Below are 15,837 nucleotides of genomic sequence, written 5' to 3' on the forward strand. Positions count from 1 at the left end.
CTGTTCCTTGAAACAGAATAAAGGCTCCTCATTTGAGGAGCCTTTTTGTTATTCGTTGTCTGAAACGGTCAAAACAGGTAGCTGGAAAGAGAAAGTTACCCCTTCCACATCGTCATCATCTATGTGGCGAATCATCTCCACCAAATAGCCATTCACATCTAACTGCAAACCTTGCTGCTTAACCGCATTAAATAACGCTTCTAAGGCTGTGCTATAAGCCACATCTGAAACCAGATAAACATCGCTACATAAGTAGTAACCTTCTGGAACGATCTTGTCGTAACGGTCTCTGGCGACTTGCCAATTACCGATTTCAGCGTCGATATCGTCCCACTTGTTCCTCATCTGTTTTATTGGTGTGGTGCCCATGAGTTGTGTCGATTTTTGGCCATAGATCTCAAACACAGTATCCCAATCAGGATCGTCCAATTTGAGCTTCTGCATACCGCGCTCTGGATACCAAACCAACTCGGTCGGCATCGACTTAACCAGTTCTTTTTCCATCGAAGACTGCACACCCGGATGCGCCAATCTCTGAATGAAATCCGCCGTCTCCTTAGGTGTCGCGTTGTAGCCCATTTCTCGAATGTGCTTTGCGGTAACCCCTAATTCACGCTTAAGTGCCTTACCTAAAGACTGTGACGATGAAAAGCCACAATACTGAGCTATTTCTATCACGCTCCACGGCTCATCATTGATCAGCAAGCCCACTGCGATTTGTAATCGAACGCGACTCAGATACTGACCCGGTGTTTCATTGAACAGCTCAGTAAATTGACGATGAAAGTGATAAGGAGAAATTGCGCTCTCCGTTGCGATCTCTTCCCACGTACGACGTTCACCCCACTCTTCATGCATTAAGGTAAGAGCATGGCTAAAGCGTTTTTGAAGGTGCTCTGGCAAAGATTCAATCAATGCGATCTCTGGCACGAGTTTAAAACCGGGCACCAATTGATAGTCAGGTTTGCTCTGTTGCGTCATACGGTCTTTGTTAGGCATAGAAGCTCTTGTCTCTGTCGACTTGATTGGATTCGATCGCTTGGCTTCACTATCGTCTTTGTCCTTTATAAAATCAATCATGTGCGCTCCAAACTGAGTGCTTCTAATGAATCTTGTTCGCCAGATTCTTTTTCAATTAGATTTTCAACCTGAGGCGGCTTACGGCAAAACAGGCCAAGCAGCACGGGGATCAAAATCAGCGTTACCGCAGTGGCAAACAGTTCACCAAACACCAACGACACCGCCGCAGGCTTTAAGTATTGCGCTTGTTCCGCAGTTTCACTTAGCAAGGGCAACAACCCGCACACAGTGGTTATCGTGGTTAAGAAGATCGCTCTCAAACGACTGGTACCGGCAATCACTAACGCTTTCTGTAATGGCACGCCTTGGCGATATTCAGCATTAAAGCGAGTGATCAGTACCAAGGAGTCGTTAATCACGATACCCGTCATGGCCATCATGCCGAACATAGAGAGAATGCTGATCGGCAAATCCATTAAGTAGTGACCAAAAATAGCGCCTGCGAACCCGAACGGTATGACCGCCATGATGATCATTGGCTGCCAATAGGACTTCAAAGGCACGGCCAACAAGATGTAGATCATCAGCAAAGTCAGAATCATTGCCGATTTAAAACCATCCGACACTTCCCCTATCTCTTCAAACTCACCGCCTGCTTTAATGGTTACGCTTGGATATTGTTGGTGCAGAGACTCAATCGTATCTTCAAGTTGCTCACGTGTTTTCTCTGGTGATTGTAGGTCACGGTTTTGCTTCCAATAGAGGTTAATCACTTGCTCTCGGTCGCGGCGGTAAACCACTTGCGGCTCTTGCTCGTGGCGGAACTCAGCAATATCGCCCATCATCACACTGCCACCGTTCGGCAACATAATGATGGCTTGTTCTAGCTGAGCTAAGGTTCTACGCTCATCTCTTGGATATTGCAGCAGTACCTTGGTCTCTTGCCCATTTTCTAACAGACGATGTACTTCCCTTTCGCCAAACGCCTCCCCGGCAAGCTGTGCTAGTGTGGCTTGAGTTAACCCTAGTTGCTGACCATATTGATTCAACACCAAACGAACTTGCGGTAAACCGTCCTGACCATCGTCGTAAACATCTGAAACACCTTTCAACGACGCTAAAGCATCCGCTAACTGTTCACTGACACGAGAAGCCAACTCACGGTCATTAGAAGAGATCGTTAAGAATGTGCCACCAGCAGGCTCCTCTGCTGCACTGAATTTAACCGAGTAAGCGCCTTCGATTTGCCCTGCACTCTCTCGCCATCGCTTAAGCAGTAAGTTACCCGGCAATAAGCTTAAAGATTCATGGGTAAGTTCAGCGGTCACTTCAATTTCACCATAGCCATCAGACCACGCAAGTAGATTCACCACGGGCTTCTCTTGTAACGGATAATCGTCCATCAAGCCTTTTTCTACCTGTGTCATTGCTTGCTCTACTTGCAACAAAGCTTGGCGCTGCAGTGGCAACGGCGCACCGTCTTCTAGCTCAATCACCGCTGTGATGTAACGCCCCGGAATTTCAGGGAACAGCGCACTTCGAATCGCACCGTTAGACCACATACCGTAAGCCAGTGAGATAGCTGCCACAAACCCAAGCAGGGACGCGACTTTGTAGCCAAGTGCAAACTCCAATACCGGCTTATAGAGTCTGAGATTGCACCACTGCAAGCCACCTTGAGCCGCATTCTGAACCTTGGCAAAAATACTAGTAGATGGCTTTTTCACAGAGAGCTGAGCCAAGTGTGAAGGTAGAATAAATTTGCTCTCAATCAGCGAGAAGATCAAAGCGAAGATCACCACTGCCGAAAACCCAGCAAGCACCTTGGCTAACTCATTGTTAATCCATAGCATGGGAGAGAATGCAGCGATGGTTGTCAGCACACCAAACACGGTTGCCACTAACACGGAATGCACGCCCTGCCAAGCAGCGGTCTTTCCGTTTATATTTGAGGAGCCGTTTAGCTTTGAAGTACCGGAATGACTAGGATTTCCCGTCCGTTTTTCGTGTATCGCTTCCCCGACGACAACCGCATCATCCACCAGCACACCGAGCACCAAGATAAAGCCAAACAAGGTGATGTCGTTGATGCTGTAGTTAAAAAGCTGCATTGCAGCTAGGGTTCCTGTGAGCGCAATCGGGATCCCCATCGCGACCCAGAACGCGAGCCTAATCTCAAGGAAAATCCCAAGCAAAATCAGCACGATTAACAAGCCTTGCCATGCGTTTTCGCTCAAACGAAACAGCTGCTCTTCAATGTAAGGTGCCATGTCAGCCATGGTATTTAGCTCAATATCCGACGGCAGAATCGCTCGTTGCGCATCCAATGTTTCGCTGATCGCTTCACTGACTTTAAGTAGATTGTCGGATTGGCTAGTACTGACCAATAAAGCAATGGCATTGGAACCGTTGTTACGCACGATAGAGCCACTATATTGGTAACCACTGGTCAGCTTGGCAATGTCTCCCAAGTGTATTTTTCCGTTACTTCCCGAAATCACGACTAGCTGATTCAGCTTCTGCAAATCATCGGCGTAACCGTCACCACGAATCACCATCCGGCCTTTGTCACTTATTAGCTCACCGCTGCGAGACTCAAGCGAACGCTGCTCAACTAAACCTGCCAGCTCTTCCAAGCTAAGCCCTAACGCTTTCAGTTGGTCTGGGTCTGGCTCGATAACCAACTGAGGCATTCGAGTTCCCCAATTTGATACCTTTGATATTTGAGGGTTCTTCTTCAGCGCTTGTTCGAGCTGCTTAGCGATAGGTTGCAGCTCGTCATCGGTTCTTGGACCTGATACCACCACAAACGCGGCTAAATTGGTAAATTCATTGCGCACCACTTGCGGTCTTTCTGCTTGAACTGGAAAGCCATTGATGGCGTTAACTTGGTTACGAATGTCATCCAACAGCTTGTCTAAGTCTGTGCTGCTGGTTTTACGCACCACGACCCGAGACACGCCAGCACTCGATTGGCTGGTGATCTGCTTAATGCCAGCAATGCCGCTGATCGACTCTTCGATTCGTTGCGTCACGCTCTCATCAATCTGTTGTGCAGTACCGCCAGGATAAGCCACAGTAATACTGATTGATGATGGCGCGATTTGCGGGAACGACTCGACACGCAGTTGACCAAACGCCAGAACACCACTGATAACAATCGCCATCATCAACAAATTGGCAGCGACTGGGTTGTTAATGAACCATTTGGTCATCCAACTCATTGGTTTGATTCCTTAATCTGTGCTACATCAGATTTACCCGCGAGCATTGCTCCAGAATGAACTTCATTGAATCTAGGCGTGACTTGCTTACCAATTAGCATTGAAGAAAGTGGATATTGCACCACGCGGCGAGCCTTATCACTTCGATCATTGAAGCGAATATCAAGCTCTTGGCTGCCTTGCCCAATAAGTGTTACCGACTCTTTTCGTAAACGATCTTTTGTGTCTAACGTCCACACATACCCGTCTCGAGTCATCGCGCTCAGAGGTACGCTTACGACGTCATCTTGTAGACCGAGGTTAACCACAGCCTGAACCTGCTGATTAGGGAAAAGCCTTGGTTTGTCTTGGTAAGGGTTTTCAACCGATAGCACTACTTGTCTTTGACGAGTCACCGAATCGACTTCCGGCGACACATAACGCACTTTCGCTGGCCATTGATTCCCAGAACGACTCACGACACGAATACTTGGCTTAACCAAGGCTGCTTGTACTTGTTGCCAATGCATTTCAGAGATTGGAAGCTCAATATCAATCGAATCACTGGCGGCCAACTCAAAGGTCACTTGCCCCGCCTCTACCCACTCTCTTGGGCTAATGTGGCGCTTCATAACAACCGCATCAAAAGGCACGGTAATCACTGACTCTTCCACCAACTTCTGCGCACTGACATACGCCTGTTTGGCTTGTTGCAGGTTAGCTTTCGCTGCAAGCACTTGAGGCTCTCTGCGTGCAAAAGACGAACTTGTTTTTGGGTTGAGCATTTTGAGAGCGACAGTTTGTTCATGCTTAGCCTGTTTCAATTCCAGCTCCGCTTGCTTTAACACACTTAACGCTTGCGCCAAGTTCGCATCAACAGCGCTGGTATCTAGCCTCGCCAACACATCACCCTTATTCACTAATTGTCCTGGTTCAATGTTTTCATTCAGCCATTTTAGTTGCGCACTACTCGACGCTTTAAGTTGAATTGGCCAGCGAGCAGCGGTTAAGCCTAGTACCGTTAACGTCGGTTCGTGCTGCGAAGGTGTCACCTCCAATACAGAAACCGGTGCCAGTACTGCTTGTTTCTTCACAGGTTCCGCTGCCTCGGGTTCCAATTCATCGACAACAACCAAGGCGACAAAGATAGCCACACAACCGACTAATACCGAAAGTGGCTTTTTAAACTTCATAAGGCATCTCCTTGGTAGCCTGTTGGACAGAGGTATGATTGAGTCGCTGACTGATTTCAGTAAGACGAGAAAGGGTTTGCAGCGTAATTGGCAGCATCACTGCAGTTTCAACAAACTCCAATGAGTAGGTAACGATTGAGAACACTTGCCCTGCAGTCGGCTGAATAAGCTGACTCACCATCCACAAATTGCCGACTACAGCACCAAACAAAATAGTAAAAATTAGTCCATAAACAATTGCTTCGGTGTCTGAGAGTTTGATTTCACACTGTTTAAGTCGCTCAAAATGCCAACGAAGTGCAGACAAGCGAACGCCGCTCAGCAACTGAACCTGCTGTTCAACTTGGTCGTTAAATTGGCCGTTTAGCCGCGTGAAGGTTCGGTGGAACACACCATAAATCGCAAGCATCGACAGCCCAGCAAACAACATGCAAAGCGCCAATGAGAAGTGAAACGTAGAGAGAATCACCACAGTCGCAACAAGCTGAACCACAGCCGTCATCAAAGCGGGTAAATCGTCTTCTAAGAAATCGACCAGCTCACGTGACATGGTGAGTCGAGCATCTTTGGTTGATACAGATAAGCCACGTAGGTTTCGCTCCACGATATTCGCCAGTTTTACACGAATCGCACCATACACACGGGTATCGTAAAAACGACGAACGACACTGATGATCACCAGTACAAAAAGGATCGCGGCCAGCATCATCAAAGGCTGGAAGATTTGGTTTAAGACGCCGTCGATGGCGTAACCAATAAACAATGGCAACAGAATAAGCATCACGTTTTCAGCCAAAACCATTAACCAAGTCGCAGCGACCTTTAATGGATTCAGCCGAATAATCGTTAGCAGAGAGATGGGATGTTTGAATAGCATTATTGAACCCATAAATGAATATGGCGCCAGTATCACCAATTCAGCATGGGAAAAAGTGTCTCAGATTGCTGTATTAACAAATTAGACGACAGACTCGCTTAGTAACTAGATCGGTTACCTTTTGTTTACCTCGGCTCCTTTACTGTCCTTGATAAGAAAAATGAACAACAAGGAAAGAGCATGAAATTATTCGCTTCACTACTCACGACAGTCGGTATTACTGGCGTTGTCTGGGGCTATTACATATTCAGCCTGCAATTGCGGATGCATCGACGGAGCAGCCAATAACTGAGTCATCAACGAACAACGCCTCAAAGAAACAGTCATCAGAGGTAAAACCACAGGCGACCGCAAACACTACTTACCTGCAAGGCTTTAGCAAAACCATCCCTTTAGAGGATGTGCCTGAGCTGTGGGTCGACTTCTACCAACACCTAGAAGCAAATGATGAGGAGATCGCACTACAACAAAAAGTGGTCGTGATCTATCAGGACATCAGTTCCGACTTCAGCAAGGCTACTGTCACCATTGGCTTCCCGACTAAGCAATCAACATCAAATAAAAACAATCGCTTAATCCCAATTCCAAACAAAGCCAAAGGTACGCTTCTACTCAGTAAAGGTGAACATACTGAACAAGAATTAGCACAAGCTTGGGAAGAAATCGCGATTTTAAAAGAGGTTGATAAGGTTATTGAGCACCACCAATTGAATCAGCATGGGTTGCCAGATTCTAGCGAGTTATACGTCTATTATTAAATGATCAGTAAAGGATTTCGTTATGGATTTCACTATCGATAGCATTGGGAACTTTCTCTCTCAAACATTCACAGAAACAAGCGTCATCCTGACCGAGACTTGGGTTGATGATAACTTTCTACTGCTTGCTCTGGCTCTGTTTATATTTGAGCTCATCCGCTATGCCTTTAAGAAAAAGTTAAGCTGGAACATGTTGGGAGACAGTGCGACCAACTTTGTCACTCTGTTCTTCTTGTTAGTGACCGTTTTCTTTGTCGGCCTAGCTTATGTCGGCGCGTTTGTTTATGCCTACGAGAATTTTAGCCTGACTCAGCTGCCAATATCCGGCTGGACGATTCTTGGCTGCTTGATCTTGGCGGATCTCGCGTATTACTGGGAACACAGATTCTTGCACAGCAACGGTTTAGCTTGGGGAACGCACTCGGTTCACCATAGCTCGCCTTACTTTAATATATCAGTTGCTTACCGCTTTGGGCCTTTGGATTGGTTCTTCCCGTTCTTTTTCCATTTGCCGTTAATTCTGCTTGGCTTTAATCCGTTTGTGGTGCTGATGTGTGAAACCTTTGTGCAGCTATACCAAACGTTATTGCACACCGAAACAGTTAAGCGATTACCTCGTCCTGTTGAAGCCGTGTTCAATACACCTTCACACCACAGAGTGCATCACGCAACCAACAAACAGTACCTTGATAAGAATTACGCTGGGATATTGATCATTTGGGATCGTATGTTCGGTACGTTCGCCAAAGAAGAGGAAGAGGTCAGATACGGCGTGTTCCCTAGAATCAACTCTGTGAACCCATTTAAGGTATATTTCCACGGCTACGTTAAACTGTGCCAGCAGTTATGGCATGCGCCAAATTGGAACTACCGACTACAACTTCTTATTCAGCCGCCTATCTGGGCTTGGAAAAGAGAACGAGAAACAAAGTAAGGACACTTATGAGCATTAACGCCCTGTCGATTGAAGACGACAGTGACTTGGCAGAAGCCATTGCAGACTATATGGAACTCGACGGTTTCGAATTCGATTTTGCTTACAATGGCAGTACCGGGTTAAACCTCGCGTTAGAGGGGCGTTATGACATCATCTTAACGGACATCAACATGCCCAAAATGGATGGGCTCGATGTGTGCCAATCTCTTCGTCAGCAAGGCGTGACCACTCCGATTCTCATGCTGACGGCAAGAGACACATTACAAGACAAGATCGCAGGGTTCGAGGTCGGTTCGGATGACTATCTAGTGAAGCCTTTTGCAATGGAAGAACTCAAAGTACGTTTGATGGCATTAGTGCGTCGTGCTCAAGGTTCTGTGACTTCATTGTCCGTGGCAGACCTCAAGCTCGACTTAGACAAACATCAAGCCATTAGAGACGGCAAACTGTTGAAGCTCTCCCCTGTTTGTTGGCGAATGCTCGTGATGTTAGTGCGAAACAGCCCTAATGTGGTAAGTAAAGCCAAGCTTGAAGAAGCATGGGAAGACGAAATGCCAAGCTCAGACAGCATGAAAGCGCACCTGTTTAAGCTTCGCCAAGTGGTTGATGCGCCCTTTGATTCAAAGCTAATTCACACGGTTCATGGCATTGGTGTTGTCCTAAATGAGGAGCCATCATGAAGCAGGCAAACATAAATCGAGTCAGTATTAAGCGCGATATCTACCTCTACTTGTTTGGCATTGTTGTTTTGCTTACCGCCATATACAGCTTAATGGTGTCTCAGAGCTATCATATTGGCCTGAACGAATCAGCAAAGTATGGGTTCTTGTATGAACTGGAAGTCGCAGAGCAACGTTACATCGAAACCGGGCATTTGCCAGACTATCAAAACCCGACATTCCAAGCCTTTCTAACCTATTCGGAAATGCCCGCTAAATTTCAACAAGCCTTTGATTGGAGTACATTTGATAACGACGCTATTTATGAACATTACGAGTCTTCATCTAGCAATGAATCGGGGCAATACCTCTATGCAGCCAAACATCAAATTTCTGGAAAAGACGAATCGCTATACATCATTTCTGAGTACGATGAAGCGATTTACTTGAACCTATTCGAACTCAACCCACCTGAATCCGTGAACCAAATAAACAGTGCCTTTATCGCCATCGGCGCTCTTTTACTCTTGGTGTTCTTGATCATTCGCCTTCTGATACACAGAGTCACCAAACCGATTATTACCTTATCAAAATGGTCTGAATCGCTTGACGTAAACAACACGCAAGGGCTGGCTAAGTTTCGATATAAAGAGATCGACCAATTAGCATCGCAGCTTGTTAAGAGTGTGCAAGGTGAACGCCAAGCCAATGAACGTGAGAGCTTTTTCTTAAGAGCAGCAAGCCACGAGTTAAGAACGCCGATTGCCACCATTTCAGCGAGTGGCGATATGCTGGTTCGATTGTCTGATAGCATTCCAAACAGTGGTCAGCGAGCTATCGCACGAATCCAACGTTCCGCCACCAATATGAAAGCCTTAGTCACGACGCTGCTTTGGATGAGCCGCAATAACGAGATGGAAACCAACTATGAGCAAATCAAGCTAGCTCCCCTACTCGACAGCATTATTGAAAGCCAACGTTACCTTTTGAAAAATAAAGAAGTCGATATTCAAATCAGTGTTGCTCAAGAAGAACATAATCTTCCCCGCGAGTTAACTGAGGTTGTGCTCACCAATTTAGTTCGAAATGCATTTCAACACGGCGGTAGCGGAGATATCAGGATCACGCTGACAGAACACCAGTTTGAGGTAACCAACCGCTTGGAAGATGAAAACCTGGCAAACGACTCTGAACAACAAACCTCTTTTGGTATCGGCCTAGAACTCATTGATCGCGTGTGTCAGAACCAAGGGTGGCGATTTACTCATGGAACTCACGACAACGAGTTCAGCGTTAGAGTGATGCTTTAACGAAATTAGAGATCGGTATCAGATGGTGACCAAATGTTTACCTTGGCTTGGTTATGCTAGTCGCACAATCAAGTTAGGAGTCGTTTTATGGGTATTTGGATTTTAGAAACACTATTGTGGGCTGTGGTAACCGTGGCGGTTTGTGTCGCGATTTGGGGACTTTACTTACCCAATATCTTAATCGCACTAGGTGTGTCGGTAGGGGTATCTTTGTTGCTGGGAAAGAGCTGGAGAAGCTAGGTATTTAAAAAGGAAATCGTTCGAAAATTAGTGATCTTTGATACACCCGACAGCAGCTATGTTTATTAAGAACATTGATTAACTAAAAACTGTCGGGCGCGAATTAAATTAGCTACTTAATGTCTCTTCAAAAACACCTAGCTCACGACCAAGCCAAATCGCACGTACTGTGTGGTCTAGCGTTTCTTCGCCGCCCGTTACTGGGTGAATCAGCACCGACATATCGCCGCGCTCTTGCTCAAGCCACTCAACAATGCCCGACTCTTTGTTAGCAAAATGAATCTCAAACATCGGCATTTTATGTGGGCCAACCAAACGTTGTACTAAAGGAAAAACCTCTAATACATCTTTACGTTCCGATAGAATTTTCTGACGCAGTATTTCTGCCTGCTCTGCAAAGCGCAGAGGGAAATAGATATGACCGTGGTACATGGCACCATCCTTTAGAATTATGATGTCGCAAGTTTATACCTAAACCGCATTCAATAGCTAAGTCTTAATGGATGAACTTGATTGGTGAGGGTCAATAAGTAGAAAAAACTAGAGTCTGTTATTCGAGGTAATCAAAAACAAACTCTAGTTATATACAGTGAGTTAGTATTTGAAGCGACTAAGGCTTGAGCTTCAACACCGAATCGATATCTTCTGCCGAGTGGCGCTCAGGAAGTTGCACCCACGCTTCGCCCCATGAACGGTTGATAATACGACCACGTTGAACGCCTTCGCGAGCTTCTAATTGCTTCGCCCAGCGAACTACGTTGGTGTAAGACTCAACTTGTAAGAACTCTGCCGCATCATATAAATTGCCCAATACAAGGTTGCCGTACCAAGGCCAAATTGCGATATCAGCAATGCTGAACTCTTCACCCGCAACGAAAGTGCTGCTAGCAAGTTGCTTGTCTAACACGTCTAGTTGACGTTTAGCTTCCATTGCAAAGCGGTTAATTGGGTATTCTTGCTTTTCATCCGCATAAGCGTAGAAGTGACCGAAACCGCCGCCTAGGAATGGGGCTGAACCTTGCGCCCAGAACAACCAGTTGATAGTTTGCGTGCGTGCTGCCCCTTCTTTCGGTAAGAAGTGACCAAATTTTTCAGCTAGATGCATCAAGATAGAAGCCGATTCGAATACATTCACATCTTCGTTGCCTGATTTATCAAGCAGGGCTGGGATCTTTGAGTTTGGATTTACACCAACAAAACCAGAAGAGAATTGGTCTGACTCACCAATATTGATCAAGTACGCATCATATTCAGCTTCTTTAACACCCGCCGCTAACAGCTCTTCTAGCATGATAGTGACTTTCTGACCGTTAGGCGTACCAAGAGAATACAGTTGCAAGGCGTGGTCACCAACAGGAAGCTCTTTATCAAATCGAGCGCCAGATTCAGGACTATTAATGTTTGCCCACTTGTTACCACCAGCAGCATCGTTAACCCAAACTTTTGGCGGTGTGTATTGTTGTGACATGATATTTCCTTATTAATATAGGGTCTCACAAACTGATATTAGGTCACATGTCCTTGGTTAAAACCCCTGAATACGATTTATTTTCAAACTGTTAAGCATGGCTTATTCCAGAAAGACATAACCCGTTTTACGAGACGGCTCATGTAAAAGGTAGGCATCTATTCGTGTCCTATTTCGAACCTCATTCAATGTTGGTTAATCTACCGCACCATTTAGCAACGACAGCCCTACCCGTTCCAGAAAGCTGTGATAAAATCGGGGGATTATAATTGATAAGGATTTGGCAATGTCTTCTGATTACACAGGCTCGAGTGCAGCGTACGCTCGCCAAGAGAAAGGCTACCGCGAAAAAGCACTAAAACTGTACCCATGGGTTTGTGGTAAATGTGCACGTGAATTCGTTTACTCGAACTTGAGAGAGCTGACCGTTCACCACGTGGATCACGACCATACAAACAACCCTGAAGATGGCAGTAACTGGGAATTATTGTGCCTATACTGCCACGATCATGAGCACTCAAAATACACGGACCATGACCGCTACGGCGTTGATGCAAAGGCCCGTTTAGACGATCATCAATCAGCAACGCACAATCCATTTGCCGATCTAGCAAAATTGATGAAGAAATAGCTTTCTACTAAAGTTCGGGTTCGTAGCGAATGAGCGAAAAAGCAGAAAATACAAAAAGAAGAATTATTGAGGCGGCCTTTGATATTACCTTAAATGAAGGCTTTGATGCTGCAACATTTACCCGGTTGTCTAAACAAGCGGTTATTTCACGTAGTGGCATCAATACACACTTCAAGCGTAAAGAAGATCTCGCTTTAGAGTTAGTATCAAAGTATGTAGAGATCATCAAACAACCACTCAAATTTGAATCAGCAGAGGCGTTCTACCAATCTTGGACTGAGGCGTTCGACAACGATTCAAGGTTTAAGAAGGCAATCCTAACTGCGGGTCCAATAATACCTAAGCTTGATGGTGTTAAAGGCCTATTTGATTCAATACAAGGTGATGAACAAGAGGTTAAAAGTTGTGTTTACAAGTGTGTCGGCTACGCCGTAATTCACGCGTAACATTGCATTTGAGCTAGGAAAACCTATCTAGCCCCAACCTTTATGCAAAGTCGTCACCCTGCTCTGCACAACAAATAGGCCACTAATTCAGTGGCCTATTTTCAAATCAATTAAATCTACATTTGTTTAAGATGATTTTGGGTAGTTGGGTCACATTGAATATCGCGATACTGATCTTTAGTCTGTAGAATTTCGTCAATCGACCGTATGAAGGCATCAACGACTTCTGGATCAAAGTGGCTCCCGGATTCTGACTTTATTAATGCTATCGCTTTCTCATCACTCCATGCTTCTTTGTATGGCCTAACAGTGGTCAATGCATCAAATACGTCAGCTATTGCAATAATTCGTGCTGATAAAGGGATTTGCTCGCCCATTAAATTATAAGGATAGCCGGACCCATCCCATTTCTCATGGTGTGCTATCGAAATGTCCTTAGCCATGATCAACAAAGGGCTACTATGTTCTCCGATAATCTTTGCTCCAAATATAGGATGTGCTTTCATAACATCCCACTCTTGCGTGGTTAGTTTGCCTGGTTTATGTAATACCTTATCTGGAATCCCTATTTTCCCTATATCGTGCATCGGCGCAGCAGTGAATAGGTTTTCACACCATTGCTTTGTACAGCCATAATTTACTGCGACAATTCTTGCGTAATGGCTCATTCGAACCACGTGCATCCCGGTATCATTATCTTTAAATTCAGCAGCATTACCCAACCGCTCAATCAAACTTCGATTTAACGCGACTTGTTTGCCCGTCACTTTTCTAACGATGATCAATGTAAAGCCGAGGCTCAAAATAACAAAAGCACTCATACCGGATGTAATGATAATCAAAGCCCACTGAAAGTCGTTGTGCTCAGTTAGTGCCTCATCAACATCGATCTTCGCTATAAAATTAGCCTGAAACGTACTTTGCTTACTTGCAACAGCAAACACCTTAGTTCCTTGGTAATCTGTTGTACGCTCCATATCACTAATGTCACCATTACTCGGCGGCTGTGAAATAGGGATAATTCCGTCTTTCTTATTACCTAGACAATTCCCTTTCTTACAACGCGATATCACAATGCCCGACGTATCAACTGCGAGCATCTCTCCCGTATTTTGAAAGTATTTTTTGTAATCATCAGGGAAAAACAACTCATCGGTCAGTATTTCACTGACAATTACACCAACGATTTCTCCGGATTTCTGTTTAACAATTGGAGTAGAAAAAAACAAATTTCCTTTGTAGTCTTGTTCAATGTGGTCGTAATAAGCACCTATCGAGAATATTGATGCTCGTCCCCGAAGAGCTTCGAGAAAATACGGATATATATCCACATTAAATTCATCATAAACAACGCTATCCCCATAGTGAGTCAACACTGACCCTTTGGTATTTAATACCGCGAATGCATTGTTTCCCCCGATATGTAAGTTTGCGTACCGTTTGAAGACTTGAATTAGTCGGTTCTGATTGTTTTGTATTGATACGTTTACCTGTTCATTTCGCGTAATCATGAGCTCATCAAACACGTTGATAAACTCGTCGGTTGAAGTGATGAAGTCAAAAGTACTTCTCATCAAGTTAACTTTGTTTTCAACACCTTCTTGGTAACCACGAACAACGCTATTAAGGTCACTTCTCGTTCTTTCGATTGCATAACTTCGACTAGAATCAATCAATAAATAACTCACAGCCGTTGCGATCATGACGAAAAATATGATGGAGATTAGAAATGAATAGAGAAACTTATTTGAGTTGATATCAAAGCTCGATAGTTTTGCATCAGATCTCTTTAGAGCCGCATGAAATATGCCCGATAAAAGCAAGATAACAAGTACAAAAACAGCCGCATAATATCCAATATGGAAACGGTCATCCGTTAAAGGTTCATCATCAGAGATATAAAGATGCACTGTACCTATGACCAATCCGTCATAAACAATATCGGTGTTGGCATAATCCGAATACAAACGTACATTTTCATCGATAGAACGATTGAAATAGGCGTTGTTTTCGCTCTTGAAGTACGTCAATGCGCTCTTCCCGCTTACAACATCTTTTATATCGAGTGCATTGATCGATTCGTTGTGAGTAATAATCGATTCAACCGTCATCCTCAGGTTTTTTGCATCCAAATTGTATAAATGGGGAGCGACTAAATCCGATATTTTTGCAGCTATTTTTAACGGTGTGTTTCTTGCTTTTAAATGGCCATTTGAATCCTGAATTATCAATAAAAAAATCAAATAAAAGCTTAAGATGATCATTAAACCAATGAGCAAGTGTGTCGTTTTCAACCTGCTCATTAGGACTCTCCTAACTTTTTATACTTATCAAATAATTGTGTGATGTAACCTTGAGATCGTAGAAACTTGATTGCCTCATTAATCTTAGGAAGAGACCCCTCATTCACTTTTGTTAATCTAATTCTTAAGTCAAAATGCTTCATTGGCTTTGTGATCCCAATGAGTTGCTCGTTGATCTCTTTAGCTTCTGCGATGACTAGAGGCATAAACATATAATCACAACGGTCCATTTCGATCATCTTTGTTGAATTATTTTCTGTAATACTGTCTTTGTCTGAACCCCCAATGTTTACGTCATAAAAACCTAAAACAGAACAAGAAGTCAGTGTTTTAAACGCACTCAACGTATTGGGTGGAGATTCAAAGTGAGAACGCCGATAGATAACTACTTCAGACGTTCGATACAACGGAATGCTGTACACACTATTATCAAGCTCAAGAAGTTCGGTTCGCCATTCTTTCGCTATCCCAGGTTCAACATCCATCTTCTGGTATTTCATTAGGTGTCGAACCCGCGACTGTGGGAAAAAATGATACTGGAAGCGGATTCCCGTCATCTCTCCAATTTCATTCAAAAGATCAATATAGACCCCCTTCTCAGGGGCTCCGAACTTCGGTTTGACAAAATAGGGGTACCTATCTTCATTCATTAAGGCAACATTGAGTACATCAACGTCGCCATTCGCCTGTATTTGTGCGTGTACCTTTAAAGAGAAAATAAAACTCATAGAGATAACGACTGCTTGCCATACTAATTTCAAGTTTTGATCTCCTGTTCATTCTCTACCACCC

General features: G+C 44.5%; 14 protein-coding genes and 1 pseudogene. 7 read left to right on the plus strand and 8 right to left on the minus strand.

What is annotated here, in order from left to right; genetic code table 11:
- Window positions 1-48 precede the first annotated feature (48 nt).
- From OQJ75_RS05970 to OQJ75_RS05985, 4 genes are read right to left on the minus strand one after another with little or no spacing between them, the layout of a single operon-like run.
- Window positions 49-1,080, minus strand: a complete 1,032-nt coding sequence (locus tag OQJ75_RS05970) for a helix-turn-helix transcriptional regulator (protein WP_265971927.1) — start codon at window positions 1,078-1,080, stop codon at window positions 49-51.
- Window positions 1,077-4,244 (minus strand): efflux RND transporter permease subunit, encoded by a 3,168-nt coding sequence (locus OQJ75_RS05975; protein ID WP_265971926.1) that lies wholly within the window; start codon window positions 4,242-4,244, stop codon window positions 1,077-1,079. The genes OQJ75_RS05970 and OQJ75_RS05975 overlap by 4 nt, the downstream gene beginning before the upstream one ends.
- On the minus strand, window positions 4,241-5,416 hold the full coding sequence (locus OQJ75_RS05980; RefSeq protein ID WP_265971924.1) for an efflux RND transporter periplasmic adaptor subunit: 1,176 nt from the start codon (window positions 5,414-5,416) through the stop codon (window positions 4,241-4,243). Before OQJ75_RS05980 ends, OQJ75_RS05975 begins: the two co-directional genes overlap by 4 nt.
- Window positions 5,406-6,293 carry an ABC transporter six-transmembrane domain-containing protein gene (locus tag OQJ75_RS05985; protein WP_265971922.1) on the minus strand — a complete coding sequence of 296 codons (888 nt, stop codon included), beginning with the start codon at window positions 6,291-6,293 and terminating at the stop codon, window positions 5,406-5,408. Before OQJ75_RS05985 ends, OQJ75_RS05980 begins: the two co-directional genes overlap by 11 nt.
- Window positions 6,294-6,473: 180 nt before the next feature.
- Between OQJ75_RS05985 and OQJ75_RS05990 the strand changes: the two are divergent.
- The 5 genes and pseudogenes from OQJ75_RS05990 (at window position 6,474) to OQJ75_RS06010 (ending at window position 10,197) form a co-directional block, all read left to right on the plus strand.
- Window positions 6,474-7,051 (plus strand): annotated as a pseudogene (locus tag OQJ75_RS05990) (hypothetical protein).
- 22 nt (window positions 7,052-7,073) lie between these two features.
- Window positions 7,074-7,985, plus strand: a complete 912-nt coding sequence (locus OQJ75_RS05995; protein ID WP_265971921.1) for a sterol desaturase family protein — start codon at window positions 7,074-7,076, stop codon at window positions 7,983-7,985.
- 8 nt (window positions 7,986-7,993) lie between these two features.
- Window positions 7,994-8,668 (plus strand): response regulator transcription factor, encoded by a 675-nt coding sequence (locus OQJ75_RS06000; RefSeq protein WP_265971920.1) that lies wholly within the window; start codon window positions 7,994-7,996, stop codon window positions 8,666-8,668.
- Entirely contained in the window at window positions 8,665-9,957 is a 1,293-nt protein-coding gene (locus OQJ75_RS06005) for a sensor histidine kinase (protein ID WP_265971918.1), read from the plus strand. The genes OQJ75_RS06000 and OQJ75_RS06005 overlap by 4 nt, the downstream gene beginning before the upstream one ends.
- A gap of 87 nt (window positions 9,958-10,044) precedes the next feature.
- The gene (locus OQJ75_RS06010) at window positions 10,045-10,197 is read left to right on the plus strand and encodes a hypothetical protein (RefSeq protein WP_265971916.1); all 153 of its coding nucleotides are present in this window, start codon (window positions 10,045-10,047) and stop codon (window positions 10,195-10,197) included.
- Window positions 10,198-10,305: 108 nt separating this feature from the next.
- Here OQJ75_RS06010 and OQJ75_RS06015 read toward each other — a convergent pair whose 3' ends face one another.
- Together OQJ75_RS06015 and yghU are read right to left on the minus strand one after the other, a co-directional pair.
- Window positions 10,306-10,629, minus strand: coding sequence for a DOPA 4,5-dioxygenase family protein (locus OQJ75_RS06015; RefSeq protein WP_265971915.1), 324 nt, complete (start codon window positions 10,627-10,629; stop codon window positions 10,306-10,308).
- A gap of 178 nt (window positions 10,630-10,807) precedes the next feature.
- Window positions 10,808-11,665 carry a glutathione-dependent disulfide-bond oxidoreductase gene (gene yghU, locus OQJ75_RS06020; RefSeq protein ID WP_265971914.1) on the minus strand — a complete coding sequence of 286 codons (858 nt, stop codon included), beginning with the start codon at window positions 11,663-11,665 and terminating at the stop codon, window positions 10,808-10,810.
- Window positions 11,666-11,951: 286 nt separating this feature from the next.
- Here yghU and OQJ75_RS06025 point away from each other — a divergent pair, with 286 nt between their 5' ends.
- On the plus strand, window positions 11,952-12,296 hold the full coding sequence (locus OQJ75_RS06025; RefSeq protein ID WP_004730279.1) for a YajD family HNH nuclease: 345 nt from the start codon (window positions 11,952-11,954) through the stop codon (window positions 12,294-12,296).
- Between the two features lie 29 nt (window positions 12,297-12,325).
- Window positions 12,326-12,742 (plus strand): TetR/AcrR family transcriptional regulator, encoded by a 417-nt coding sequence (locus tag OQJ75_RS06030; protein WP_265971906.1) that lies wholly within the window; start codon window positions 12,326-12,328, stop codon window positions 12,740-12,742.
- A 116-nt stretch (window positions 12,743-12,858) separates the two neighbouring features.
- Here OQJ75_RS06030 and OQJ75_RS22575 read toward each other — a convergent pair whose 3' ends face one another.
- Together OQJ75_RS22575 and OQJ75_RS06040 are read right to left on the minus strand one after the other, a co-directional pair.
- Complete coding sequence (locus OQJ75_RS22575) at window positions 12,859-15,045, minus strand: HD domain-containing phosphohydrolase (RefSeq protein ID WP_416340670.1); 2,187 nt, start codon at window positions 15,043-15,045, stop codon at window positions 12,859-12,861.
- Window positions 15,045-15,806, minus strand: a complete 762-nt coding sequence (locus OQJ75_RS06040) for a substrate-binding periplasmic protein (protein WP_265971904.1) — start codon at window positions 15,804-15,806, stop codon at window positions 15,045-15,047. Before OQJ75_RS06040 ends, OQJ75_RS22575 begins: the two co-directional genes overlap by 1 nt.
- Between the last annotated feature and the right edge of the window lie 31 nt (window positions 15,807-15,837).

The sequence above is a fragment of the Vibrio sp. 14G-20 genome (genome assembly GCF_026241515.1).
Taxonomy (GTDB): domain Bacteria; phylum Pseudomonadota; class Gammaproteobacteria; order Enterobacterales; family Vibrionaceae; genus Vibrio.